The sequence below is a fragment of the Prescottella equi genome (assembly GCF_020171745.1).
Classification (GTDB): domain Bacteria; phylum Actinomycetota; class Actinomycetes; order Mycobacteriales; family Mycobacteriaceae; genus Prescottella; species Prescottella equi_A.
The window spans coordinates 111,434-136,275 of sequence record NZ_JAIVAH010000023.1 but is presented as its reverse complement, the minus strand read 5'-3'; the positions used below and the strand labels follow the sequence as shown (position 1 = coordinate 136,275).

At 68.2% G+C, this 24,842-nt stretch carries 21 protein-coding genes; 10 read left to right on the top strand and 11 right to left on the bottom strand.

The annotated features are described in order from the left end of the window. Positions 1-174: 174 nt before the first annotated feature. Positions 175-747, bottom strand: coding sequence for a LysM peptidoglycan-binding domain-containing protein (locus LCL87_RS19960; RefSeq protein WP_225023005.1), 573 nt, complete (start codon positions 745-747; stop codon positions 175-177). A 254-nt stretch (positions 748-1,001) separates the two neighbouring features. Here LCL87_RS19960 and lexA point away from each other — a divergent pair, with 254 nt between their 5' ends. Beyond that, positions 1,002-1,730: a transcriptional repressor LexA gene (lexA, locus tag LCL87_RS19955; RefSeq protein ID WP_225023003.1), complete on the top strand. Its 729-nt coding sequence runs from the start codon at positions 1,002-1,004 to the stop codon at positions 1,728-1,730. A 66-nt stretch (positions 1,731-1,796) separates the two neighbouring features. Here lexA and LCL87_RS19950 read toward each other — a convergent pair whose 3' ends face one another. The 3 genes from LCL87_RS19950 to LCL87_RS19940 all read right to left on the bottom strand — a co-directional run bounded on the left by LCL87_RS19950 (position 1,797) and on the right by LCL87_RS19940 (position 6,215). After that, positions 1,797-2,942, bottom strand: a complete 1,146-nt coding sequence (locus LCL87_RS19950; protein WP_225022994.1) for an acyl-CoA dehydrogenase family protein — start codon at positions 2,940-2,942, stop codon at positions 1,797-1,799. A 178-nt stretch (positions 2,943-3,120) separates the two neighbouring features. Then, the gene (locus LCL87_RS19945; protein WP_225023106.1) at positions 3,121-4,377 is read right to left on the bottom strand and encodes a solute carrier family 23 protein; all 1,257 of its coding nucleotides are present in this window, start codon (positions 4,375-4,377) and stop codon (positions 3,121-3,123) included. Positions 4,378-4,601: 224 nt separating this feature from the next. After that, positions 4,602-6,215: a hypothetical protein gene (locus LCL87_RS19940; protein WP_225022992.1), complete on the bottom strand. Its 1,614-nt coding sequence runs from the start codon at positions 6,213-6,215 to the stop codon at positions 4,602-4,604. A gap of 426 nt (positions 6,216-6,641) precedes the next feature. Between LCL87_RS19940 and betT the strand changes: the two genes are divergently transcribed. The 3 genes from betT to LCL87_RS19925 are packed head-to-tail and all read left to right on the top strand — an operon-like array spanning position 6,642 to position 11,771. Beyond that, complete coding sequence (betT, locus tag LCL87_RS19935) at positions 6,642-8,708, top strand: choline BCCT transporter BetT (RefSeq protein ID WP_225022990.1); 2,067 nt, start codon at positions 6,642-6,644, stop codon at positions 8,706-8,708. A gap of 7 nt (positions 8,709-8,715) precedes the next feature. After that, positions 8,716-10,221, top strand: a complete 1,506-nt coding sequence (locus LCL87_RS19930) for an aldehyde dehydrogenase family protein (protein ID WP_225022988.1) — start codon at positions 8,716-8,718, stop codon at positions 10,219-10,221. 2 nt (positions 10,222-10,223) lie between these two features. After that, complete coding sequence (locus LCL87_RS19925) at positions 10,224-11,771, top strand: GMC family oxidoreductase N-terminal domain-containing protein (protein WP_225022978.1); 1,548 nt, start codon at positions 10,224-10,226, stop codon at positions 11,769-11,771. Between the two features lie 13 nt (positions 11,772-11,784). Here LCL87_RS19925 and LCL87_RS19920 read toward each other — a convergent pair whose 3' ends face one another. The 5 genes from LCL87_RS19920 to LCL87_RS19900 form a co-directional block, all read right to left on the bottom strand. Beyond that, positions 11,785-12,912: a hypothetical protein gene (locus LCL87_RS19920; protein ID WP_510850816.1), complete on the bottom strand. Its 1,128-nt coding sequence runs from the start codon at positions 12,910-12,912 to the stop codon at positions 11,785-11,787. Beyond that, entirely contained in the window at positions 12,905-14,383 is a 1,479-nt protein-coding gene (gene hflX, locus LCL87_RS19915) for a GTPase HflX (RefSeq protein WP_225022976.1), read from the bottom strand. Before hflX ends, LCL87_RS19920 begins: the two co-directional genes overlap by 8 nt. Before the next feature lie 80 nt (positions 14,384-14,463). Next, complete coding sequence (gene dapF / locus LCL87_RS19910; protein WP_225022974.1) at positions 14,464-15,333, bottom strand: diaminopimelate epimerase; 870 nt, start codon at positions 15,331-15,333, stop codon at positions 14,464-14,466. Positions 15,334-15,354: 21 nt separating this feature from the next. Beyond that, positions 15,355-16,302, bottom strand: coding sequence for a tRNA (adenosine(37)-N6)-dimethylallyltransferase MiaA (miaA, locus tag LCL87_RS19905; protein WP_510850815.1), 948 nt, complete (start codon positions 16,300-16,302; stop codon positions 15,355-15,357). Beyond that, positions 16,290-17,030 carry a class III extradiol ring-cleavage dioxygenase family protein gene (locus LCL87_RS19900; protein WP_225022970.1) on the bottom strand — a complete coding sequence of 247 codons (741 nt, stop codon included), beginning with the start codon at positions 17,028-17,030 and terminating at the stop codon, positions 16,290-16,292. Before LCL87_RS19900 ends, miaA begins: the two co-directional genes overlap by 13 nt. 166 nt (positions 17,031-17,196) lie before the next feature. On the opposite strand from LCL87_RS19900, the gene LCL87_RS19895 reads away from it, so the two are divergent. Next, a complete protein-coding gene (locus tag LCL87_RS19895) occupies positions 17,197-18,552 on the top strand; it encodes a DUF349 domain-containing protein (RefSeq protein WP_225022968.1) in 1,356 nt (451 codons plus the stop codon). A gap of 74 nt (positions 18,553-18,626) precedes the next feature. Here the strand turns inward: LCL87_RS19895 and LCL87_RS19890 are convergent, their stop codons facing one another. Both LCL87_RS19890 and miaB read right to left on the bottom strand, forming a co-directional pair. Continuing rightward, positions 18,627-19,229 (bottom strand): Rv2732c family membrane protein, encoded by a 603-nt coding sequence (locus LCL87_RS19890; RefSeq protein ID WP_225022966.1) that lies wholly within the window; start codon positions 19,227-19,229, stop codon positions 18,627-18,629. Next, positions 19,226-20,743, bottom strand: a complete 1,518-nt coding sequence (gene miaB / locus LCL87_RS19885; protein ID WP_225022964.1) for a tRNA (N6-isopentenyl adenosine(37)-C2)-methylthiotransferase MiaB — start codon at positions 20,741-20,743, stop codon at positions 19,226-19,228. Before miaB ends, LCL87_RS19890 begins: the two co-directional genes overlap by 4 nt. A 211-nt stretch (positions 20,744-20,954) precedes the next feature. On the opposite strand from miaB, the gene LCL87_RS19880 reads away from it, so the two are divergent. The 5 genes from LCL87_RS19880 to LCL87_RS19860 all read left to right on the top strand — a co-directional run bounded on the left by LCL87_RS19880 (position 20,955) and on the right by LCL87_RS19860 (position 24,820). After that, a complete protein-coding gene (locus LCL87_RS19880) occupies positions 20,955-21,683 on the top strand; it encodes an amino acid ABC transporter ATP-binding protein (RefSeq protein ID WP_225023102.1) in 729 nt (242 codons plus the stop codon). Between the two features lie 34 nt (positions 21,684-21,717). Then, a complete protein-coding gene (locus LCL87_RS19875) occupies positions 21,718-22,548 on the top strand; it encodes a glutamate ABC transporter substrate-binding protein (protein ID WP_510850819.1) in 831 nt (276 codons plus the stop codon). A 15-nt stretch (positions 22,549-22,563) separates the two neighbouring features. After that, positions 22,564-23,247, top strand: a complete 684-nt coding sequence (locus LCL87_RS19870; protein ID WP_225022954.1) for an amino acid ABC transporter permease — start codon at positions 22,564-22,566, stop codon at positions 23,245-23,247. Next, positions 23,244-24,167: an amino acid ABC transporter permease gene (locus LCL87_RS19865; protein ID WP_225022952.1), complete on the top strand. Its 924-nt coding sequence runs from the start codon at positions 23,244-23,246 to the stop codon at positions 24,165-24,167. Before LCL87_RS19870 ends, LCL87_RS19865 begins: the two co-directional genes overlap by 4 nt. 71 nt (positions 24,168-24,238) lie before the next feature. Beyond that, positions 24,239-24,820 carry a hypothetical protein gene (locus LCL87_RS19860; protein WP_225022943.1) on the top strand — a complete coding sequence of 194 codons (582 nt, stop codon included), beginning with the start codon at positions 24,239-24,241 and terminating at the stop codon, positions 24,818-24,820. Positions 24,821-24,842 lie beyond the last annotated feature (22 nt).

The following is a 24,842-nucleotide window of genomic DNA, read 5'->3' as shown; positions in this document are numbered from 1 at the left end:
GGCCCGTGCAGGGGAGACGCGATATCGACGCGACCACGCGATGTGGTGGGACTGACAGGATTCGAGGATACCCGCCCGACCGGCCCCGGTACCGACTCACGGGTAACCGCACCTGCCGGATGCCGGCGCGAAGGGTGCGAGGTGACCGCAAGCGCCTTCCGCGGCCGCACCACGTCAGCCCCCGTGCGACGCGGGGCTGATCAGGATCTGCCCCGGACGAATCTCAGCGCCCGACATCGCATTCAGCTCGACGATCCGGTCGACGGGAGCCTCGGGAGCAGTCCGCGCCGCGCCGTCACCACGAGACTCTCCTCGATGGACCTGCGACGAGTCGGTGGATGCCGGGGCGGAATCCGTCTGCGCCGACCTGAGGTTGGCGATCGCGTCGAGACCGGCCACGACGCCGGCGGTGATGACGAAGGTCGCCACCACGGCGGACAGTCCGGACAGCGGGCGCTTCCTGCCGTGGGACGGCCCGTCGGCCCGGGACACCTGCGTGCCGGTGGACCCGTTCCGCGGCGCCGTGCCGTACCGCACACCCCCCGTCGTGGGACGGGCCGTGCTGCGCTGCCGCGTCCGCCCGCGCACGATGTCGGGTTCGGCGACGTCGACCGCCCGAACACGCGACGGCGCCGGCCGGCACCCGTACTCGATTCCCGAGGCGTCCGCCCGCACGTACACGGCGCGCCCCCTGGTCACTCCCTCGAACGACCGTGCCGCTCGCTGCTCCGAAAGTGCCGTACCCATCCGAACCCTCCTGCGAATCGTCGAATCGTTGCAGCTCGCCGTACTGGTGGAGACCATGCGAACCGTCCGCCGTCACCCTGTTCGATCATGCGTTCGATAGAACAGATATTCGATTTCTACCACGCGACTCCGACAAAGTCAGCAGAATCGCCGACACGGCTCGAACAGATGTTTGAAGTAGCCGACCGATCGGGATAGATTCGACACACAAACTGATACGCATGCGACGTATCCGCGAAGGAGGCGCACCCACGATGAAGGACGACAGCACGAGCACCTCGGGCCGTTCCGGGACTCCGTCTTCCGGGAACTCCTCGACCGAGGAAGTAACGGTCACACTCGACGCCTCCCAGCTCACGCCGCGTCAGCGGAAGGTGCTCGAGGTGATCCGGGCATCCGTCGCCGAGCGCGGCTATCCCCCGAGCATCCGCGAGATCGGTGACGCGGTGGGCCTGACGTCCACGTCGTCGGTGGCGCACCAGCTGCGAACCCTCGAGCGCAAGGGCTTCCTGCGGCGCGACGCCAACCGGCCCCGCGCCGTCGATGTTCGCGGCCTGGACGCCATCGACGAGACGACGCCCGACCGCGACGGATCGACCGACCGCCCCGCTCCGACGTTCGTTCCGGTCCTCGGACGCATTGCGGCCGGTGGCCCGATCCTGGCCGAGGAAGCCGTCGAGGACGTGTTCCCGCTGCCCCGCGAACTCGTCGGCCAGGGCTCTCTCTTCCTGCTGAAGGTCGTCGGCGAGTCGATGATCGACGCCGCGATCTGCGACGGCGACTGGGTGGTGGTCCGGCAGCAGAACGTCGCCGAGAACGGCGACATCGTCGCGGCGATGATCGACGGCGAGGCGACGGTCAAGACGTTCAAGCGGACCGGCAAGGACGTGTGGCTGATGCCTCACAATCCCCTGTTCGAGCCCATCCCCGGCAACGACGCCGCGATCCTCGGCAAGGTCGTCACCGTGATGCGCAAGCTCTGACGACGACACCAACGGCGAAGGGACCGCGGCGTGCCGCGGTCCCTTCGCCGTTGTCGATCGGTCCGGTCAGCCCAGGTTCAGACCCCTACCGATGATCTCCTTCATGATCTCGGTGGTTCCGCCGTAGATCGTCTGGACCCGCGAATCCATGTACGCCTTCGCGATCGGGTACTCGCGCATGTAGCCGTAGCCGCCGTGCAACTGCAGACACCGGTCGATGAGCTTGACCTGGGCCTCCGTCGTCCACCACTTGGCCATGGCGGCCTCCTGAACGGTCAGCTTCCCGTCGTTGAGCTGTTCGATGAACTTGTCGACGAGGACGCGTACCGCGGTGGTCTCGGTCGCCAGTTCGGCGAGGACGAACCGCGTGTTCTGGAAACTACCGATCGACTTGCCGAACGCCTTGCGGTCGCGGCAGTACTGGATCGTCATGTCGAGGCACGACTCCATCGCGGCGGCCGCGACGACGGCGATCGACAGGCGCTCCTGCGGCAGGTTCTGCATCAGGTAGATGAAGCCCATGCCTTCCTCACCGAGGAGGTTCTCCGCGGGCACCCGGACGTCGGTGAAGCTCAGTTCCGCGGTGTCCTGCGCCTTGAGGCCGATCTTGTCGAGGTTGCGACCCCGCTCGAAGCCCTCCATCCCGCGTTCGACAACCAGCAGCGAGAAGCCCTGGGCACCCTTGTCGGGGTCGGTGCAGGCCACGACGATCACCACGTCGGCGTTGATGCCGTTGGTGATGAACGTCTTGGCGCCGTTGAGGATCCAGTGGTCGCCGTCCTTGACGGCGCGGGTCTTGATGTTCTGCAGGTCGCTGCCGGTGCCGGGTTCGGTCATGGCGATCGCGGTGATCAGTTCGCCCGAACAGAAGCCGGGCAGCCAGCGCTGCTTCTGCTCCTCGTTGGTGAGGTTGATCAGGTAGGGGGCGACGACGTCGTTGTGCAGCATGAAGCCGACGCCGCTGTAACCGCCACGCGTGGTCTCCTCGGTGAGGACCGCGTTGTAGCGGAAGTCGTCGACTCCCCCGCCGCCGTACTCCTCGGGTACCGCCATTCCGAGGAATCCCTGCTTACCGGCCTCGACCCACACCGACCGATCGACGATGTTCTGTTCTTCCCACTGATCGTGGAACGGCGCGACGTGCTGGTCGAGGAACTTGCGGTAGGACTCCCGGAAGAGTTCGTGCTCGGGTTCGAACAGGGTGCGTTCCACTGCGTCTCCTCGTGTCGACTTCGCCGGCGTGCGGGCACGCAGCGGCGGACGTGCTTCCTCGACATGACCGTAAAGCGAGGATCAGTGGCGATCCATGACCGAGACGAGCACGATTCGTGACCGTGTGGTTCAGGTCACGAATCGTGCTCGTGGAGAGTTCTCGTGGCGAGTGCGCGGACTAGTCGCGGCGCAACGAGTACAGCCGGCGCATCACCGGGTAGGCGACGAGGATGCCGACCGAACCCCACGCGATGCCGCCCAGTTCGACGGATCCGATGGACAGCGTCAGGTTGCCGATGCCGGCGACGAGCGCGGTCGCGACCACGGTGAGGTTGACCGGGTCGGTGAAGTCCACCTTGGCGTCCATCCAGATCCGGACACCGAGGACGCCGATCAGGCCGTACAGCACCATCGTCGCGCCGCCGATCACGCCGTCCGGAACCGTGAAGACCAGCGCCCCGAACTTCGGCGAGAAGGACAGGACGATGGCGGTGACGGCGGCCACCCAGTACGCGGCCGTCGAGTACACGCGGGTCGCCGCCATGACGCCGATGTTCTCGGCGTACGTCGTGGTTCCCGAGCCACCACCGGCGCCCGCGAGGGTGGTGGCGAGTCCGTCGGCGAACAGTGCGTTGCCGGCGAGGTCGTCAAGCGGCTTGCCGGTCATCGCGGAGACCGCCTTGACGTGGCCCACGTTCTCGGCGATCAGGACGATCACGACCGGCAGCGCGAGCAGGATCACGGACAGATCGAACGACGGCCCGCGCAGATGCGGCACACCGAACCATGCGGCCTCACGCAGCGCGTCGACGCGCTCGTCGGCGAGGCCGCCGGTGATCGCGGCAAACACCCAGCCGACCACGACACCGATGAGGATGCCGAGACGCCCGATGATCCCGGGCCCGATCACGGTGGCGAGCAGGATGCCGAGGAGCGTCACGGCGGCGATCAGCGGCTGCGCCTGGAACGACCCGGCGGCGGTGGGCGCGAGGTTGAGTCCGATCAGTGCCACGACGGCGCCGGTGACGACGGGCGGCATGACGGCGTCGATGACGCGGGCGCCGATCAACTTGACCGCGAGGCCGACGAGCATCAGCGCGACACCGGCCGCGACGACGCCGCCGAGCTGCGCAGCAGGCCCGTCACCGGCGGCCGCGGTGAGCGGCGCGATGAACGCGAACGACGAACCGAGGTAGCTGGGAATCCGGCCGCGGGTGATGAGGAGGAACAGCACGGTGCCGATACCCGAGAACAGCAGCGTGGTCGTCACCGGGAATCCGGTGATCGTCGGCACCAGCAGCGTCGCACCGAACATCGCGATCACGTGCTGCATGCCGATGCCGATGGTGCGCGGCCACGACAGCCGCTCGTGCGGTGCCACCACCGCGCCGTCGCTGATCCGTCGGCCGTCGCCGTGCAGCGCCCATCCGAACATCCCGGTGCCGGCTTCCTGTTCGGGCGCGCTTCCCGCGCGGTCCTCTGTACTCGTCACAGTTGGCCAATACTAGGGCCACCGCCTGCGGCGATACACCACCGCACCGGGACTCGCCATCCGAATCACATCCGTACCGAGTGCCCGGTTCGACGACGGGCCGACCGACTACAAGGCTGCGGCCACCCACCGAACGGTGGATGGCCGCAGCCTCTCGAACGGATTCGCTAACTCGTGGGAACCATCGGGTACGTGCGATCGACCCCGTTCCCGTCGACGCGCACCGCGAGCGGGGTTTCCCCGTTCCACGCGTGCGCGGCCACCGACGCGGACGAATTGACGGGGATGCTCACCGGACCACCGGTGGTCACGTTCCGATCCCGAACGGCGTCTCGGTGCCGGACGTCGAGCTTCAGAGAACCCGGAAGCCCGATGCCGCCGAGCGCGTACACGTAGTCGCCATCGGTCTGGCGTTCGACCGACAAGGTGCTGCCCGGCAGCACGCGGAGCCCGGTACCTTGGGCCGCCACCGACCAGTTCGCCTGCTCACTGGCCAGCCTCAGCGTCGGCTCGACCGGGAAGTTGCTGTTCAGGCTGAGTTTGCGCTGATCCTGATCGACCTTCACCGAGGCGCTCGCTCCGGCCGACAGCTTGATGTCGTCGATCTCGTTGATCCAGCCGTCACCGTAGAGGGAGATGTCGATGTCCGCGGCCGGACCGACGGGGACCTTGCCCATCGTCATCTCGAACGCGACGCCTGCCGGAACACGGAACAGCGCCGCCTTCTGATTGTTCTGCAGCGCGAGTTGTTCGAGCCCGGCGACCTCGCCCCCGCCGGGCGCCGTGATGTCGAGATCCCAGTCGATGATCGTGCCGTCCCGGTTCTCTGCATTGTCCTTGACCAGGACGAGGACAGAATCGTCGCCGGAGTCGCGACACGTGGGACATTCGTGTACCGCGGTCGTCTGCGGCAGGTCGACCAGCACCATCGGGTTCTCCGAGGATCCGACGAACAGATAGCTCTTGTCCGCTGGATTCAGAGCAGTGGTGTAGTACCACTCGTCGGCAGCAGCATTCGCCACAATCATCTTCTCGACACCGGGATAGTTGTTGTCGTACACGACAATTCCGGTCTTGCCGTTGCCGAGGTCACGCAATGCGATCGGCGTTACCGCGTGCCCACCGATCTCCCCAGCGATCGTGAGAATGTAACTGTCGCCCCGCGCCCAGGCTGCGTCGAGTTTGTCGAGAGTGTCGGCGACCGAAGTCGCAGAATTCGCATCGCTGGTCGGAGGGGAGATCTGCGTACTGGCGTACCGAGAGATCAATCCGTCGAGATGATCCGACGTCGGCTCGTCGTAGACATTCGGCCCCACCGCAAGATGGTCCGCCTTGTCGAGTTGACCGGTGGCGAAGAGACCTGCCAACGCGGCAAACCCGAAACAATGCCCGATACTCCACGTTTCGTTCAGATCGTCCTGGAGCGCCTGACCGGTCGCGGTGAGAACGCAGCCGCCGTCGACGATTCTCGAGCAGATCCGGTCGCCGTAGAGCGACTGCATGACCGAGGGCGTCAGTCCACGGCGGTGAACCTGGTCGTCCGGCCTCGCCCAGTTCTCGAACGAGAACCCGTCGCGCTTGACGTCGAATCCACTGGTCGCGATCAGAATTCCCGAGGTCGGGTCGACCGCGACATATCCCGCCGACTCGTCGGAGGATCCCAGCGAAGACCCCAGCGAACCGCTCGACCCCAAGGCGCTGGACAACGGGGCTGCGCCCGCCGTCGTGGAGAACGCTGATAAAAGAACTGCCGTGAAGACCGCTGTCCAGAGCCTTCGCACTGTGCCCTCCCTATGTCATTTTCTTTGTCCGCCATTCGAATCCGGCACCACGGGACGCTAGCGGACCATCGCCCGAAATTGGTTGATTGACCGTTTGACTCCGATTCGAGTCGCCGCTGGCGCGAGAATGCCTTCTTCGTCACACTTCGGCCGCCCACGCCGGAGCCACCACGGCCCGTCCTCGATTCGACCGGAACGCCTTGGATGCAACGCTTCTCGAGACTGCGCCGGACGGCCGATCTCAGTTGCCCGCAGCCGAAAGGCAACAGCCCGAAACGGGAGCGTCACTTCCACTCCCCAGCGGAACCGCCAGGTCGGCGGTAGCTTCAGACCAGCAGTCGGACGGGCGTTCACCTTTTGCCCGGACAGTTCGATATCGCCGCCGAGACCACTCGATCCGGTCGCAGAACCCGACGGAGGAGACACATGAGCACGACGGATCGACAGCCTTCAGAGGCCGCGTTCCACGACGAGCCACAGCAGACGGCCACCGGGCGATCCGGGATCAACAAGCCCGTGTTCTACATCTCGTCGGCGATCATCGTCGCGATCACCGCGTGGGCGATGATCGCCCCGGACAACGCGGACTCCGTGATCGGCAGTGTCGTGGACTGGATTGCGGGCGCCTTCGGCTGGTGGTACTTCCTGGTCGCGACGCTGATCGTCGTGTTCGTGCTGTTCCTGGCACTCTCGCGCTACGGAAAGATCAAGCTGGGCCCCAACCATTCGCTGCCGCGCTACAACGTCTTCACCTGGGGAGCAATGCTGTTCGCGGCAGGCATCGGCATCGACCTGATGTTCTTCTCGGTCTCGGAACCCGTCACGCAGTATCTGGCGCCACCGGTCGGCGACGGCCAGAACACCGAGGCCGCGCGTCAGGCCGTGGTGTGGACCCTGTTCCACTACGGCATCACCGGCTGGGCCATGTATGCGCTGATGGGCGCAGCACTCGCCTACTTCGCGTATCGGCGTGGACTGCCACTGTCGATCCGCTCGGCGCTGTACCCCGTGATCGGCAAGCGAGTGAAGGGTGCCGTCGGCGACGGCGTCGAGATCGCCGCCGTGCTCGGCACGATCTTCGGCATCGCGACATCCCTCGGTATCGGTGTGGTCCAGCTCAATTACGGGCTGCACTTCATGTTCGACCTTCCGCAGAACACCGCGATGCAGATCGCGCTTATCGCGCTCGCTGTCCTGATGGCGACGGTGTCCGTCGTCTCGGGCGTCGACCGCGGCATCCGGCGACTGTCCGAGTTGAACGCTCTGCTCGCGCTCGCGCTGATGTTGTTCGTATTGTTCGCCGGCAAGACCCGATTCCTGCTGGACGCGATCGTGATGAATGTCGGCGACTACGTCAGCCGCTTCCCGGGGATGACGCTCGATACCTTCGCGTTCGACGCCCCGCAGGAATGGCTCAACTCGTGGACCCTGTTCTTCTGGGCGTGGTGGATCGCCTGGGCACCGTTCGTCGGTCTGTTCCTGGCCCGAATCTCGAGGGGCCGCACGATCCGTCAGTTCATCGGCGCGGTGCTGACCATCCCGTTCGCGTTCATCGCACTGTGGATCGCGATCTTCGGCAACGCCGCATTGTCCGTGGTGATCGACGGAAACAGCGAGTTCGGGGAATCCGCGATGTCCGCTCCCGAGAGCGCGTTCTATTCACTGCTGGACCAGTACCCCGGCGCGCTGTTCAGCGCGGGTATCGCGACGTTCACCGGGCTACTGTTCTACGTCACCTCCGCCGACTCGGGCGCGCTGGTGCTCACGAACCTCACTTCCCACCTGAACGATCCGGAGGAGGACGGCCCCAAATGGGGGCGGATCTTCTGGGCCGTCGCAACGGGTCTACTGACGCTCGCAATGCTGATCGTCGGCGGCGTCACGACGCTGCAGAACGCGACGATCATCATGGGGCTGCCGTTCTCGTTCGTGATGCTGCTCATCATGGCCGGCCTTCACCGGGCCCTGCGCACGGAAGGCTTCCGGGAGGACAGCATTCGCGCGGTCCTGCATTCGTCGTTGTCCGAACGGGTGGGCTCCGAGCGCGGCGTCCAGCGCACATGGCGCCAGCGCCTCACCCGCACCCTCGCGTATCCCGACAGCAAGGACCTGCGCGGATACGTCGATTCCACGGCTCGGCCCGCGCTGCAGGCCGTCGTCGACGAACTCGCGACTCGTGAGATCCCCGCGGACCTCACCGAGAACAGAGAAGAGAAGACGGGCGTCCCGCACCTCGACCTGACCGTCGAGATGGGCGACGACCCACCGTTCCGCTATCAGCTGTGGCCCGAGAAGACGGACATCCCGTCGTTCGCGATGAACTCGGCCAGCGGCGACGCCGTCTACTACCGCCTCGAGGTCTACCTCACCGAGGGCAGCCAGCAGTACGACGTCATGGGCTACACCCGCGAGCAGCTCATCGGCGACGTCCTGGACCAGTACGAACGCCACATCGAATTCCTCCGCCTCCGACATACCCCGACGATGGAGTGATGAAGACATGACCGACACCGCAACGAGCCTGTTCATCGGCGGCACCTGGGTGGCCGCCGAGTCCGGGGAGACCCGCGACATCCAGTGCCCCGCCGACGGCAGCCACGTCGCAACCGTCTCCGAGGCCGGAACCTCCGACGTCGAGCGGGCGATCGCCGCTGCCCGCGACGCATTCGACAACGGTCCGTGGCCGCGAACGGTCGCCGGTGAGCGCGGCCGCATCCTCCGCAAGGTGGCCGACCGGTTGCGGGAGCGCAAGGAGGAGTTCGCTCGCGCCGAGTCCTTCGACACCGGCAAGCGAATCGTCGAGGGCCGCATCGACATCGACGACGTCGCGGCGTGCTTCGAGTACTTCGGCTCGATCGCCGCGACCGACGCCGGACGCCTCGTCGACGCCGGGGACGCCAACGTGCTCAGCCGAATCCAGTACGAACCCGTCGGGGTGTGTGGGCTGATCTCCCCGTGGAACTACCCGCTGCTGCAGGCTGCGTGGAAGGTCGCACCGTGTCTGGCGGCCGGAAACACGTTCGTGCTCAAGCCGAGTGAGCTCACCCCGTCGACCGCGATCCTGCTGATGGATCTGCTCACCGAGTGCGGCGTCCCCGCCGGGGCGGCGAATCTGGTGCTCGGCGCGGGCGCAGTGGCCGGTGCCCCGCTGTCCGAGCATCCGGACGTCGACATGGTCTCGTTCACCGGCGGACTCGTCACCGGACGCCGGATCGCGGCGACCGCGGCGGCGACGGTCAAGAAGGTGGCCCTCGAACTGGGTGGCAAGAACGCGAACGTCGTGTTCGCCGACGCGCTGTTCGACGCCGCCGTCGACAACGCGCTCAACGCCGCGTTCGTCCACTCCGGCCAGGTGTGCTCGGCCGGTGCACGACTGATCGTGGAGGAGTCGATCCACGACGAGTTCGTCGACGCACTGGTCGCCCGCGCCCGGCAGATCCGTCTCGGCGGACCGTTCGACGACGACGCCGAGACCGGCCCACTGATCTCGGCTGCCCACCGGGACAAGGTCAGCGAGTACGTCCGCAAGGGTGTCGAGGAGGGCGCCGTGCTGCGCTGCGGCGGCGAGTGGGGATCCGGCGACCTCGAGAACGGCTATTACTACCTGCCGACCGTGCTCGACGGCGTCCGCCAGGGGATGTCCGTCGTCGTCGACGAAGGCTTCGGCCCCGTGGTGACCGTCGAGACGTTCACCGACGAGGACGACGCGGTGCGTATCGCCAACGACACCCGCTACGGCCTGGCCGGTGCGGTCTGGACGCAGGATGCGGGTCGCGCACAGCGCGTCGCGAACCGGATGCGCGCAGGCACGGTGTGGATCAACGACTTCCACCCCTATCTGCCGCAAGCCGAATGGGGTGGCTTCGGTGAGTCCGGCTTCGGCCGCGAACTCGGCCCCACCGGCCTCGACGAGTACCGCGAGGCCAAGCACGTCTATCAGAACATCGATCCCGGGGTGAGCGGCTGGTTCACGGACCGGACCTCGGAGCGATCGGAGAAGGAGTGACCATGACGTCCCAGCAGCACGAATACGACTACGTCGTCGTGGGCGGTGGATCCGCCGGAGCCGCCGTCGCGGCTCGGTTGAGCGAGGACCCGGCGGTGACCGTCGCACTCATCGAGGCCGGTCCGAGCGATGTCGGGCTCGACGAGATCCTGATCCTCGAGGACTGGATGGCACTACTCGAATCCGGCTACGACTGGGACTATCTGATCGAGCCGCAGGAGAACGGCAACTCCTTCATGCGGCACGCCCGCGCCAAGGTGCTCGGTGGATGCTCGTCGCACAACTCGTGCATCGCGTTCTGGCCGCCGCGCGAGGATCTCGACGAGTGGGCCGGCCAGTTCGGTTGCACCGGATGGGAAGCCGAGACGATTTTCCCGCTGATCAAGCGGCTCGAGAACAACTCCCGGCCGGGCGAGCACCACGGCCACGACGGCCCGGTGGTACTGCGGGACGTCCCGCCCGAGGATCCGTGCGGCGTCGCGATCCTCGATGCGTGCGAGCAGGCAGGCATTCCGCGGGCCCGGTTCAACGAGGGCGAGACGATCGTCAACGGCGCCAACTTCTTCCAGATCAACGGCCGGGAGGACGGCGTCCGCTCGTCGTCGTCGGTGTCCTACCTTCACCCGATCCTCGATCGCGGAAACCTGACCGTCCTCACCGACCACCGGGCGCGCAAGCTGCCGGTCGAGGACGGCCGCTGCGTCGGCGTCGACGTGCTGCTGCCGGACGGCATCCACTCCCGTCGGATCACCGCCCGGCGCGAGGTGATCCTGTCGGCCGGCGCGATCGACTCCCCGAAACTGCTGATGCTCTCGGGCATCGGGCCCGCCGACCACCTGCGGGAGATCGGCATCGACGTGCTCGTCGACTCCCCGGGCGTCGGCAGCAACCTGCAGGACCATCCCGAGGGCGTCATCCAGTGGGAGGCGAAGCAGCCCATGGTGACCAGATCGACGCAGTGGTGGGAGATCGGCATCTTCTCCCCCACCGAGGAGAACCTCGACCGCCCCGACCTGATGTTCCACTACGGGTCGGTGCCGTTCGACATGCACACGGTGCGGCAGGGCTATCCGACGTCGGAGAACGCATTCTGCCTGACGCCCAACGTCACCCACGCCCGCTCCCGGGGCACGGTTCGGTTGCGCAGCATCGACTTCCGCGACAAGCCGCGGGTGGATCCGCGCTACTTCACCGACCCGTATGACATGGACGTCATGATCAAGGGCATCCGCCGGGCGCGGGAGATCGTCGCGCAGCCGGCGATGGAGGCGTGGGCGGGTCGGGAACTGTTCCCCGGCACCGACGTCCAGTCCGACGACGAGATCGCCGACTACATCCGACGCACCCACAACACCGTCTACCACCCGGTGGGCACGGTGCGGATGGGACCCGACCCGGACTCCCCGCTCGATCCGCAGCTGCGGGTGAAGGGCGTGCAGGGACTCCGGGTGGCGGACGCGTCGGTGATGCCGAAGATCGTCGCGGTCAACCCCAACATCACCACGATGCTCATCGGCGAGCGCTGCGCGGACCTGATCAGGAACGCCTGACGGCCAACTCCGGTCAGTGCCGCGACCGCGACCGCCGCAACACCAGCCCGAACGTCGCGAGCCCGGCCACGAGCGCACCGCCGAGGAGAACCGACGTGGACCACTGCGGGGCACCTTCGTCTGCACCGGCCGCCTCCGACGCCTCGGACACGGCGGGTTCTCCCGTCGACGCCGACAGCGACACCGATCCACCGGACCACGACTCGTCGCGGGCCAGGTCGACGGCGCCGGGCAGGACCTGCAACGGGGGCAGCGGCCCGCCGGCGGATTCCGAACCCGCAAGCAGGTCGCCGTTCGCGGTGAACGCGATGGCCTCGCCCTGCGGCTGGTTCGGCAGCGCCACCCGCACCGGGGTGGTCGTGGTCAGCGCCCGGACGAGGTCACCGTCCGGGGCCGAGAACAGGTAGACGTCGGTGTAGGTGCGCAGCGCCGCCACGGTCCCGTCGGCGCTGACCGCGCCACCGGTCACCAGCGTCGATCCGCCGACCGGCACCGGTCCGCCGGGCGTCGTGGTGGGTCCCAGGCGCAGTTCACCGACCCGTTCGAGCGCGGTGGGGCCGGGTGAGGCGAGACCGTCGACCGTCGCGGCGCCTGCCGGACGGTAGATACCGTTGGCGACGAGGACTTCCTTCGTGACGATCAGCGGTACACCGTCGCGCTGGACCAGCAGCGCCTCGGCGTCGTGCGGGCCGTCGGGATACGTGAGCCGGTGCAACTGCCCCTCGCCCGACGCCGGATCGAGATCGATCAGCGCCACCGTCGACCGGGCCCGCAGGTTGTCGCCGGTGTCGGCCAGCCACAGCCGGCCGTCCGGGCCCACCCCCATGTCCTCGATGTCGTACGGGTCGACGGGGACCGGGACGGTGCCGGTGACGGCGCAGTCCCCGTCCAGCACGACGACGGCGTCGTCGGTGCCGCTGTCGCCGATGCCGTACGTCTTCCCGTCCAGCACGGCCAGCCCCGACAGCTCTGCGAGCGCCGGATCGGTGGGAGTGCAGACCGGTTCGAATCGCGCGTTCGGCAGCAGCACGCCGGAACCGGTGCTCTGCGCCACCGCGGGACCCGCCAGCAGCAGCGACGGAACGAGCGCGAGCGCGGCGCCGGCGAGCGCGAGCCCGGCCGTGCCGCGTCGGCTACCCACGCCCCGCGTACTCGACCAGTGCCGAGGCGAGCGACTCGGGCACTCGCACGCGCATCCGGGTGCCGTCCTCCTCGTGGGTGGTGTCGAGGATCTGGCCGTCCGCGTGGATACGTGCGACGAGGTCGCCGCGCGAGTAGGGCACCAGCACGTCGACCTCGACCTCCGGTCGCCGAACGATCTCGCCCAGCCGCTCGCGAAGCTCATCGATGCCCTCCCCGGTTCGGGCGGACACGAACACCGCGCCGGGCAGGAGCCCGCGCAGCTGGGTCAGTACCACCGGGTCCGCAGCGTCGATCTTGTTTACCACGATCAACTCGGGCGGAGCGGTCGTATCGTTCTCGCGGATCACCTCGGTGATGACCTCGCGGACCGCCTTGATCTGGTCGGTCGGCAGCGGGTCGGACCCGTCGACGACGTGCAGCAGCAGGTCGGCGTCGGTGACTTCCTCGAGCGTCGACCGGAACGCCTCGACCAGCTGGGTCGGCAGGTGCCGCACGAACCCGACGGTGTCGGTGAGCACGTATTCGCGGCCGTCCTCGAACGACGCCTGACGGGTTGTCGGATCCAGCGTCGCGAACAGCGCGTTCTGCACCAGCACACCGGAACCGGTGAGGGCGTTGAGCAGGCTCGACTTGCCGGCGTTGGTGTAGCCGACGATCGCGACGGACGGGATCTCGTTGCGCAGGCGCTGGCTGCGCTTGGTGTCGCGCGACGCCTTCATGCCCTTGATCTCGCGCCGCAGCTTCGCCATCCGCTCACGGATGCGCCGGCGGTCGGTCTCGATCTTCGTCTCACCGGGACCGCGCAGGCCGACGCCGCCGTTGCTGCCGGCACGACCACCGGCCTGCCGGGACATCGACTCACCCCAGCCGCGCAGTCGCGGCAACATGTACTCCATCTGCGCGAGGGCCACCTGGGCCTTGCCCTCGCGGGAGGTGGCGTGCTGGGCGAAGATGTCGAGGATCAGCGCGGTCCGGTCGATCACCTTGACCTTGACGACCTTCTCCAGCGCGGTGAGCTGGGCGGGCGTGAGCTCGCCGTCGCAGATCACGGTGTCGGCGCCGGTCGCGAGAACCACCTGCCGAAGCTCGTCCGCCTTGCCGGAGCCGATGTAGGTGGCGGCGTCGGGCTTGTCGCGCCGCTGCACCAGGCCTTCGAGCACCTCGGAGCCCGCGGTCTCGGCCAGCGCGGCGAGTTCGGCCATGCTCGCGTCGGCCTGAGCGGCGGTGCCCGACGTCCAGACGCCGACCAGCACGACGCGCTCGAGCCGCAGCTGCCGGTACTCGACCTCGGTGACGTCGGTGAGCTCGGTCGACAGACCCTGCACACGGCGCAACGCGGCGCGCTCGTCGAGCTGCATGTCGCCGACGGACGGCGCCGAGTGGTCGTCGAAGTGGTCAGTCTCGTCCGGCGCCGTGTGCTCGGCGGAGCCGTCGGCCGACGGGGAATGGGTGCGATGTGTTTTCGTCATACACGTTCATGGTCCCACGAAGCGTGAATGCCGTGCACGTCGATTTCGACCCGGCCCCCGCACGTCGGGAACAACCCCGATCAGCCCAGCTCGGTCCACCAGCGATCGTCGATCTCACCGGCCGCGACCAGCACCGACGGACCACGCAACGCGGCGCGGCCACCGTCGACCGAGACCTCGACGCGACCGCCGGGCACCCGCACCTCGACCTTGCCGTCGGCGTCGCCGTGCGCGCGCAGCGCGGCGACCGCCGCCGCCACCGTGCCGGTGCCGCAGGACCGGGTCTCCCCCACGCCGCGTTCGTGGACGCGCATCTGCACCGCCCCGTCGGCGAGCGCGGTCAGGATCTCGATGTTGACGCCTTCGGGGAAGAAACCGGGATCGAATCCGGGCGCGGCCGTGAGGTCGAGGGCCGCGAGCGAGGCCGGCGTGAGGTCGGGATCGACGCACGCCAGATGCGGATTACCGACGTCGATACCGATGCCCTCGAGAACGCGTCCGCCGACCGTCGCGGTGGACGTCCCGAGCTCGCGCACCCGGCCAATGTCGACGGTGACGTCGCCGTGCACGTGATCGGCGGAGTGCACCCGGACCGGCCGGGCGCCGGCCCGGCTGCCCACGACGAACTCGTCGCGCAGTTCGAGCCCGGTCGCCCGGAGGTAGTGCGCGAACACCCGAACACCGTTGCCGCACATCTCGGCGATCGACCCGTCGCCGTTGCGGTAATCCATGAACCAGTCGTCGGCGCCGACGCCCTCGGGCAGCTCGGGCAGCACACCGACCGCGGCAAGCGCACCGGCGCGGGCGACGCGCAGGAGACCGTCCGCCCCCAGGCCGCGACGGCGGTCGCACAGCGCGGCGATGCGGTGTGCCGGCAGCGCGAGGTCGACATCCGGATCCGGGAGGATCACGAAGTCGTTCTCGGTGCCGTGGCCCTTGCTGAATTCCATGACACCAACTCTAGCGGGGTGTCAGATCCCCTCGACCACGCGCAGCACGCCGTCCAGCAGCGCCGGATCGGCGCCGTCCACCCAGTGCACCCGGGGATCGCGCCGGAACCAGGACCGCTGCCGGCGCACGTACCGGCGGGTGCCGATGAAGGTGCGCTCCAACGCCTCTGCGCGGTCGTACTCACCGTCGAACATCGCGAGCACCTGCGCGTAGCCGATCGCGCGCTGCGCCGTGACGCCCTCGCGCAGACCCACCCCGACGAGGTGCTCGACCTCGTCGACGAGTCCCCGCTCGAACATCAGCTCGGTCCGCAGCCGGATCCGCGCGTCGAGCGCCTCGGTGTCCCGGTCGACACCGACGATGACTGTGCCCCAGCGTGGTTCGCCGATCGTCGGGGCCGACGCCGCGAACGGCTTGCCGGTCAGCTGCACGACCTCGAGCGCGCGCACCATCCGCCGCCCGTCGGTCGGCAGGATCGACGCGGCAGCATCGGGATCGACCCGCTCCAGCTCGGCGCGCACCGCGGCCACCCCGCCCTCGGCCAGCACCGACTCCCAGTGCGCGCGGATCTGCGGATCCGTCGCGGGGAAAGCCCACTCGTCGAGCAGCGACTGCACGTACATCATCGAGCCGCCGACGATGACCGGCACCGCGCCACGGGCCCGGATGGCCTCGACATCGCGCACCGCGGACTCCTGGTACCGAGCCACGGTCGCGGTCTCGGTGACGTCCAGGACGTCGAGCTGATGGTGCGGAATGCCGCGGCGCTCGGCGACCGTCAGTTTGGCCGTGCCGACGTCCATGCCGCGGTACAGCTGCATCGCATCGATGTTGACGATCTCGCCGCCGAGCCGCTCCGCGAGGTCGAGCCCGAGATCGGACTTGCCGGTGGCGGTGGGGCCGACGACGGCGATCGGGGTCGGGCCGGAGGTCGGGTCAGGGGCCTGGGCAGAACTCACGGCAGCCACATTCCGACGTGGTAGCCGACGCCGTACGGGGCGCCACAGTACAGCGATTCGGCCTTCCGCGGTCGCTCGACTCCGGCCGCGCCGCCGAAGACACCCGAAAGCACTTGCCACGCAGCACGTCCGGGCAGTCCCACCGCGGCGCACAGGTTCGGGTCCAGTGCGGCGAGCGCGGCCGGATCACCGTCAGTCAGGGCCCGGTCGAGCGCCGTCTGCAGGTCGGCGGAGCGTTCGTCGAACGCGCCCGGAGCCTTGTCCGTCAACGTGTTCGCGCCGTCCGCGATCACGAGCAGACCCTGCGGAGCGGTGGACGCGTCGAACTCGGCGCGCAGCTCCGCACCCAGCCGCGCACATTCGGCGGCCGGGGTGTCGGCCGCCGGGATCCGTACCCGCACGCGGGCCGACGGCGCGGCCCGCCCCCGCAGCCAACCGGCAATGAGCGCCGCGAGCGGCATCTCGGGGTCGGGTTCGGCGGACGCGACCTCGGACAGCGACACCCGGACGTCGACGCCGAATCCCCGGAACGTGCCGCACGATTCGGCGGCCACCTCGACCGCCCCCCGCCCGGCCTCGGCGACACCGATCGCCGTCCACTCGGTGCACGAGTCCGCCAAGCGGCCTGCCGCATCCAGCGCAGCCCGGCGCAACCGGTCGGTTTCCGACGCTGCGGCACCGGCCAATTGGGGAACCAACAGTGGCGGCGAGGGCACGAAGGCAGCGGCTGTCAACACACTGCGCCACGGTAGTCGACCCCGAGGTGACGCCCTCGGAGGGTCATACCTGTTTCAATAGTCGTGGACAGTCGCTGCACGCTCTCACCGGCCCCGACCCCAGGGGTGCGGTGGAGAGGCGACAGTGTGATCAGGCAGCCGTGACGCGCGGCAGAGACGAGGAGCTATGACCGAGAGCAACGCACCCAAGCCGGGTACCCCCAAGCCGGGTTCCCCGAAGCCGGGCGCGGCCAAGCCCGGCGCCGCGAAGACCGGCGCCCCCAAGCCCGGTCCGGCCTCGGCGCACGCCCCTCACACCGCCGCCCCGAGCGATCCGAGTTTGTTCGGCCGCGTCGACGACGACGGCACTGCCTGGGTGAAGACCGCGGACGGTGAACGACAGATCGGCTCCTGGCAGGCGGGCGACGCCGCGGAGGGCCTCGCGCACTTCGGACGTCGCTACGACGATCTCGCGACCGAGGTGGGCCTGCTCGAGGCTCGCCTCGCGTCGGGCGCCGGCGATCCCAAGAAGACCCGCGCGGCCGCCGAGTCGCTCGCCGAGTCGCTGCCGACCGCGACGGTCATCGGTGACATCGATGCACTGAGCACGCGACTGGCCGCGATCGTGGAGGGCTCCGAACAGGCCGCGACGCAAGCGAAGCAGGAGAAGGACCAGTCTCGCCAGGAGCAGACGGCCCGCAAGGAGGCGCTCGCCGCCGAGGCCGAGCAGCTCGGGACCGAGTCGACGCAGTGGAAGGCCGCCGGCGACCGCCTGCGCGAAATCCTCGACGAGTGGAAGACGCTGCGCGGACTCGACCGGAAGACCGACGACGCCCTGTGGAAGCGGTTCTCCAAGGCCCGTGAGGCCTTCAATCGTCGCCGCGGCACCCACTTCGCCGAACTCGATCGGGAGCGCGCGACCGCGAAGACCCGCAAGGAAGAACTCGTGGTGCAGGCCGAGGCGCTGGCCGGCTCCACCGAGTGGGGTCCGACCGCGGGCGAGTTCCGTGACCTGCTCGCCGAGTGGAAGGCGGCCGGACGCGCACCGCGGGAGGCCGACGACGCCCTGTGGCGCCGGTTCAAGGAGGCGCAGGACGTCTTCTTCGCCGCCCGCAACGCGGCCGCCTCCGAGCGCGACGCCGAGTTCGCCGAGAACGCGGTCGCCAAGGAGGAACTGCTCGCGAGCGCCGGGAGCATCGACCCCGACAAGGACATCGATGCGGCCCGCGCGGCCCTCCGCGATCTGCAGGAGAAGTGGGACGCGATCGGCAAGGTTCCCCGCGAACGCATGCACGACCTCGAAGGCAAGCTCCGCGCGATCGAGAAGCGTGTCCGAGAGGCCGCCGATTCCGAGTGGCGTCGTACCGATCCGGAGGCGCTGGCGCGTGCCGCACAGTTCCGCGAGCGCGTCGCGCAGTTCGAGGAGCAGGCCGCGAAGGCCACGGCCGCCGGCAAGACCAAGGACGCCGAGAAGGCGCTCGCTCAGGCCCAGCAGTGGCGTGAGTGGGCCGAGGCGGCCGAGGGCGCGGTCAACGAGCGCTGAGTGACGAACCAGTGAGGGGTGTGACGCCGATCGGCGTCGCACCCCTCACTCGTTTCCGGATCGGATCGCCGTCGTCAGACGGTCCAGTCGTTGTGCGGATCCTGGTCGGCGGCGTTGCGGCGATCCTCCTCCGCGGCAAGCTGCATCGCGGTGCGGGTCCACACCACCTTGAGCCAGTGGAACGTGAGCACGATGACCGTGATCCATCCCAGCACCAGGCCGATTCCCGGGCCGGCACCGGATGCGTCCGCCACCGGGAGCGTCTGGCGCGACCAGATGGCGAGCATGCCGAAGACCGTGGACACGGCGGTGCCGGCGAGGGCGATCCACGCGAGCACCCAGCGGCGGGTGACGAGCGCGAGGATCGAGAACACACCGCCGAACACGAGCGCGAGCCACACGAAGATCCGTGACGGCAGCTTGACGTGCTCGTCGACAGCGGGCTGCGCGTAGATCAGCACGTCCCAGCCGTTCGCGGAACCGGTGTGCGGCAACGTGAACGACAGCAGCAGGACGAGAACACACACCGCGACGACCACAGCGCGCATGCCGGGATCGATCTCACCGGCGATCTTCTTCTCGGCGGCCTCGAAGTCCTTCTGGTACTCCTCGATCGGGTCGGGGGCCGGGTCGCCCGGGCGGTTCTCGTGGTCGGCCGCGTCGCCGCTGGCGCTCATGCGTTGCATCCCATCTGTGTTGGCAGCGGCGCGGGGACGCCCACCTGGGGCAGTCCCAGCCCGACGCCGATCGGCGGAGTCTTCGGGGTGATTCCGCGTTCGAACGAGTCACCGGCGCGGGTGCGGCGGTGCGTGAGGACGGTGTCGTCGGCGACGAGGTGGTGCGGGGCCGCCGACGTGACGACGACGGTGACGACATCGCCGGGACGCAGATCGCCGTCGAGGTTGCCCTCGGGCTTGAAGTGGACCAGTCGGCCGTCCCGGGCCCGGCCGCTCATGCGCGCGGTCTCGGCGTTCTTGCGGCCGTCACCCGCGGTCACCAGCAGCTCGACCTCGGTGCCGACGAGCTTGCGGTTCTCGTCGAGCGTGATCTCCTCCTGGAGCGCGATGAGGCGGTCGTAGCGTTCCTGCACAACGGCTTTCGGAAGCTGATCTTCCATCTCCGCGGCCGGCGTGCCGGGACGCTTGGAGTACTGGAACGTGAACGCGCTCGTGAAACGGGCCTGCCGGACGACGTCGAGGGTGGCCTGGAAGTCCTCCTCGGTCTCGCCCGGGAAGCCGACGATGATGTCGGTGGTGATCGCGGCGTGCGGCATCGCGGCACGCACCTTCTCGATGATCCCGAGGAACTTGGCGCTGCGGTACGAGCGGCGCATTGCCTTGAGGACGCGGTCCGAGCCGGACTGCAGCGGCATGTGCAGCTGCGGGCACACGTTCGGGGTGGTGGCCATCGCCTCGATGACGTCGTCGGTGAACTCGGCCGGATGCGGCGACGTGAACCGCACCCGCTCGAGTCCCTCGATCTGTCCGCACGCGCTCAGCAGCTTCGCGAACGCGCCGCGGTCGCGCGGGAGTTCCGGGTCGGCGAACGAGACGCCGTACGAGTTGACGTTCTGCCCCAGCAGCGTCACCTCGAGCACGCCCTCGTTCACGAGTGCCTGGACCTCGGCGAGGATGTCGCCGGGACGGCGATCGACCTCCTTGCCGCGCAGCGCCGGCACGATGCAGAAGGTGCAGGTGTTGTTGCAGCCGACGGAGATCGACACCCAGCCGGCGTACGCGGACTCGCGCTTGGCCGGCAGTGTCGACGGGAACGCCTCGAGCGATTCGAGGATCTCGACCTGGGCCTGCTCGTTGTGTCGGGCGCGCTCGAGCAGTGCGGGCAGCGATCCGATGTTGTGGGTGCCGAAGACGACGTCGACCCACGGGGCCTTCTTGACGACGGTGTCGCGGTCCTTCTGCGCGAGGCAGCCGCCGACCGCGATCTGCATGCCGGGGCGCTCCTCCTTCACCGGCGCGAGATGGCTGAGGTTGCCGTACAGCTTGTTGTCGGCGTTCTCGCGCACCGCGCATGTGTTGAAGACGACCAGATCGGCCTGCTCCCCCGGTACCGCCTTCGTGTAACCGGCGTCCTCGAGCAGACCCGACAGCCGCTCGGAATCGTGCACGTTCATCTGACAGCCGTAGGTGCGGACCTCGTAGCTGCGCCCGGCGTTCTGGTCGATCGTCTCCACGCATTCAAGGGTACGGCCCCCGGCAAAACCGCCCGTCACGGCCACATTGTTCGCCCACGCCGAGCCGCCGAGCCTTGATCGTTCAAGGATCGGAGCACTTGATCGTTCAAGATCTACAGGCGCTAGACCAGCGGGTACGTAATAAGTCCCTATAGGGTTACGCGTTATGACGCAGCCTGAGACCACCGGAGCGGCTCCCGGAACCCCGTCGATGATCTCCATGAACGGGGTCAACAAGCACTACGGCGACCTGCACGTCCTCAAGGACATCGACCTCGAGATCCCGACCGGCCAAGTGGTCGTCATGCTGGGCCCGTCCGGGTCGGGCAAGTCGACCCTGTGCCGGACGATCAACCGCCTCGAACCCATCGACCGGGGTGCCATCACGATCGACGGCGTGCCGGTCCCGGCGGAGGGCCGCGCCCTCGCCCGGCTCCGCTCCGATGTCGGGATGGTGTTCCAGAGCTTCAACCTCTTCTCGCACAAGACGGTGCTCGAGAACGTGATGCTCGCACCGATCAAGGTTCGCGGGATCGACAAGGCGAAGGCCAAGGAACGCGCGCACGCCCTCCTCGAACGTGTCGGCATCGACTCCCAGGCCGACAAGTACCCGGCCCAGCTCTCCGGCGGCCAGCAGCAGCGCGTGGCCATCGCCCGTTCGCTCGCGATGGACCCCAAGGTGATGCTGTTCGACGAGCCCACCTCGGCCCTCGACCCCGAGATGGTCAACGAGGTCCTCGACGTCATGGTGAACCTCGCGAAGGAGGGCATGACGATGATCGTCGTCACGCACGAGATGGGGTTCGCCCGCAAGGCCGCCGACCGCATCATCTTCATGGCCGACGGTTCGATCATCGAGGACACCGACCCGGACACGTTCTTCACCGCACCGAAGTCGGACCGCGCCAAGGACTTCCTCGGCAAGATCCTCGGACACTGACGGGGACGGAACACACATCATGAGACGCATACGCATCCGAGCGCCTCGCGCGCTCGCGGTCGTCGCCGCCCTGACCGCAGTCGTCCTGACCGCGTCCGCGTGCGGAAGCAGTGAACCGCGGGACGTGCTGGCCGACGCCGCCGAGGGTCACCTGACGATCGGCACCAAGTACGACCAGCCGGGTCTGGCCCTACGCGAGCCCGACAAGGACATGACCGGCTTCGACGTCGAGGTCGCGAAGTACATCGCCAACTACCTCGGGGTGCCCGAGAGCGGCATCACGTGGCGTGAGGCCCCGTCGGCGCAGCGCGAGAACCTGATCAAGAACGGTGAGGTGGACTTCGTCGTCGGCACCTACTCGATCACCGACAACCGCAAGAAGGTCATCGACTTCGCCGGGCCGTACTACGTCGCGGGCCAGTCGCTGCTGGTGCGCGCCGACGACGACTCGATCACCGGCGCCGAATCCCTCGAGGGCGGCAAGAAGCTGTGCTCGGTGTCGGGCTCGACGCCGGCGCAGAAGATCAAGAAGTCGTATCCCGGCGTTCAGCTGCAGCAGTTCGACAGCTACTCGTCGTGCGTCGAGGCCCTGCACCGCGGCAAGGTCGACGCGCTGACCACCGACGACATCATCCTGGCGGGCTACTCCGCCCAGTACCCGGGCGAGTTCAAGCTCGCCGGGAAGCCGTTCACCACCGAGCTGTACGGCGTCGGGCTCCCGAAGGGCGACACGGAAGCACGCATGAAGATCAACGACGCCATCGAGGACATGATCGCCACCGGTGCGTGGCAGCGGGCACTCGAAGAGACCATGGGCGACTCCGGCTACGCGCTGCCCGCGCCGCCGACCGTCGACCGGTACTGATGCGGAGGAGGTGACATGGGACTTATCGATACTTACGGTGACCAGCTCGTCAGTGCATTCTGGACGACGGTGCAGCTCACCTTCTGGTCGGCGCTCGGCGCCCTGATCTGGGGCACGATCCTCGCCGCAATGCGGGTCTCCCCCGTGCCGATCCTGCGGATCTTCGCGACCTGGTACGTCAACATCTTCCGCAACACTCCGCTGACGCTGATCATCGTGTTCTGCTCGGTGGGCCTCTACCAGAACCTGGGCGTGCACTTCGCGCCCGAGGACTCGGCGACGTTCATCGATCAGAACAACTTCCGGCTCGCGGTGCTCGGTTTCGTCGTCTACACCGCCGCTTTCGTGTGCGAGTCGCTGCGGTCGGGCATCAACACCGTGCCGATCGGGCAGGCCGAGGCCGCCCGCTCGCTCGGTCTGACGTTCACCCAGGGCATCCGGATGATCGTGCTGCCGCAGGCGTTCCGCGCGGTCATCGCGCCACTGGGCAGTGTGCTGATCGCCCTGACGAAGAACACCACGATCGCGTCGGCGATCGGCGTGGCCGAGGCGTCCCTGCTGATGAAGACGATGATCGAGAACGAGGCGGACAAGTTGTTCCTGGTCTTCGGCATCTTCGCCATCGGCTTCATGATCCTGACGCTGCCGGTCGGGTTCCTGTTCGGTTACCTCGGCAAGCGTCTGGCGGTGAAGCGATGACCCAGCAGTCGAGCGTTCTCTTCGACATCCCCGGGCCGCGCGCCCGGGTCCGCAACCGGCTGATCGCGATCGGCTTCGGCATCGTGCTGGTCGCTCTCGCGCTGTACGTGCTGAACGTGCTCGCCGACAACGGCCAGCTCGAGGCCGACAAGTGGTCGCCGTTCCTCGACCACTTCACCTGGACGACCTACCTGCTGCCGGGACTCAAGGGCACCCTGCTGGCGGCGGCGCTGTCGATCGTGTTCGCACTGATCCTCGGCGCGATCCTCGGCATCGGGCGGCTGTCCGATCACCGCTGGGTGCGCTGGATCAGCGGCGCGTTCGTCGAGTTCTTCCGCGCCATCCCGGTGCTGATCCTGATGATCTTCGCCTACCAGGCGTTCGCGCAGTACGGCGTCTTCCCGTCGAGCCAGTTGGCGCTCGCCGCCGTCGTGGTGGGCCTGACGCTCTACAACGGCTCGGTCATCGCGGAGATCCTGCGGGCCGGCATCCTCTCGCTCCCCAAGGGGCAGACGGAGGCGGCCTCCGCACTCGGTATGCGCAAGAGCCAGATGATGCGGCTGATCCTGCTGCCACAGGCGATCACCACGATGCTCCCGGCCCTGGTGTCGCAGATGGTTGTCGCACTCAAGGATTCGGCGCTCGGCTACCAGATCGGCTACATCGAGCTGATCCGCAGCGGCCAGCAGGCGGCGTCGTACTACCGCAACTTCTTCGCCGCCTTGATCGTCGTCGGCGTGATCATGGTGATCATCAACTTCGCGCTGACCTCGTTCGCGACGTGGCTCGAGAAGCGCCTGCGCACCGGCGGCAAGAAGGGGCGCCGCCCGGCCGTCGTCCCGATCGACACCAACGAACTCGACGGCGCCCCCGGCATCGACGATTTCAGTGACACCGTGCAGTCGCGGCCACCGCGCTGATCGACGGACACACCCGGAGGGCTCGCGGAGGAATCGTTCCTGCGCGAGCCCTTCGCCGTTAGTCTCGCTCCATGACAGTCGATTTCGACTTCTCCTGGTCCCGGTTCCTCACGACGGTGGTCATCTTCGTGGGTGTGCCGACCGCGATCGGCGCGGGCGTCATCTGGTCGTCCTGGCGGGCGGAGCGCACGAGCCTCACCACGTCGATCTCCCGGCCGACGAGCACCGGCCGACTGGGACTGTGGGCGACCGGCCTGATCGCGTTCGTGCTGGGATTCCTGTCCTGCGCAGGCTGGCTCAGCTGGTCGGCCGACTCCAACGGCGACGTCCGCGGACCCGCTCTGCCCGCACCCACCGAGTTCCCCACCTGGCAGGTGGTCGCCTGCGGAGTGACGGTGGTGCTGGCGTGTCTCGTCGCGGCCCACCTGTCCCGCTGGGCGGTCTCCGGCGGCCTCGCTGCCGCGGCGGGCACGGCGGCCGGGTTCACCACCGCATTCACCGTCGCCGCCAGTGTCGGGGTGACCAGCCAGGAGGGAATCGGTGTGGCGTTCTCCGAACTGGGCTGGGGCATCGGACTGGTCGTGCTGATGGCCGTCCGGGGCGCCTGGCTGACCGGCCGCCGCGGCAGACGGGCACCCGGTCCCCTGCCCTGATCGGCAGGAGAATCGCGGGGAC

What these genes read in the sequence shown, in the direction of transcription:
- LCL87_RS19960 (WP_225023005.1), bottom strand. Translation starts at nt 747, where the DNA reads ATGGGTACGGCACTTTCGGAGCAGCGAGCGGCACGGTCGTTCGAGGGA.
- lexA (WP_225023003.1), top strand. Translation starts at nt 1,002, where the DNA reads ATGAAGGACGACAGCACGAGCACCTCGGGCCGTTCCGGGACTCCGTCT.
- LCL87_RS19945 (WP_225023106.1), bottom strand. Translation starts at nt 4,377, where the DNA reads ATGTTCGGATGGGCGCTGCACGGCGACGGCCGACGGATCAGCGACGGC.
- betT (WP_225022990.1), top strand. Translation starts at nt 6,642, where the DNA reads ATGAGCACGACGGATCGACAGCCTTCAGAGGCCGCGTTCCACGACGAG.
- LCL87_RS19930 (WP_225022988.1), top strand. Translation starts at nt 8,716, where the DNA reads ATGACCGACACCGCAACGAGCCTGTTCATCGGCGGCACCTGGGTGGCC.
- LCL87_RS19925 (WP_225022978.1), top strand. Translation starts at nt 10,224, where the DNA reads ATGACGTCCCAGCAGCACGAATACGACTACGTCGTCGTGGGCGGTGGA.
- hflX (WP_225022976.1), bottom strand. Translation starts at nt 14,383, where the DNA reads ATGACGAAAACACATCGCACCCATTCCCCGTCGGCCGACGGCTCCGCC.
- dapF (WP_225022974.1), bottom strand. Translation starts at nt 15,333, where the DNA reads ATGGAATTCAGCAAGGGCCACGGCACCGAGAACGACTTCGTGATCCTC.
- LCL87_RS19895 (WP_225022968.1), top strand. Translation starts at nt 17,197, where the DNA reads ATGACCGAGAGCAACGCACCCAAGCCGGGTACCCCCAAGCCGGGTTCC.
- LCL87_RS19890 (WP_225022966.1), bottom strand. Translation starts at nt 19,229, where the DNA reads ATGAGCGCCAGCGGCGACGCGGCCGACCACGAGAACCGCCCGGGCGAC.
- LCL87_RS19880 (WP_225023102.1), top strand. Translation starts at nt 20,955, where the DNA reads ATGATCTCCATGAACGGGGTCAACAAGCACTACGGCGACCTGCACGTC.
- LCL87_RS19870 (WP_225022954.1), top strand. Translation starts at nt 22,564, where the DNA reads ATGGGACTTATCGATACTTACGGTGACCAGCTCGTCAGTGCATTCTGG.
- LCL87_RS19865 (WP_225022952.1), top strand. Translation starts at nt 23,244, where the DNA reads ATGACCCAGCAGTCGAGCGTTCTCTTCGACATCCCCGGGCCGCGCGCC.
- LCL87_RS19860 (WP_225022943.1), top strand. Translation starts at nt 24,239, where the DNA reads ATGACAGTCGATTTCGACTTCTCCTGGTCCCGGTTCCTCACGACGGTG.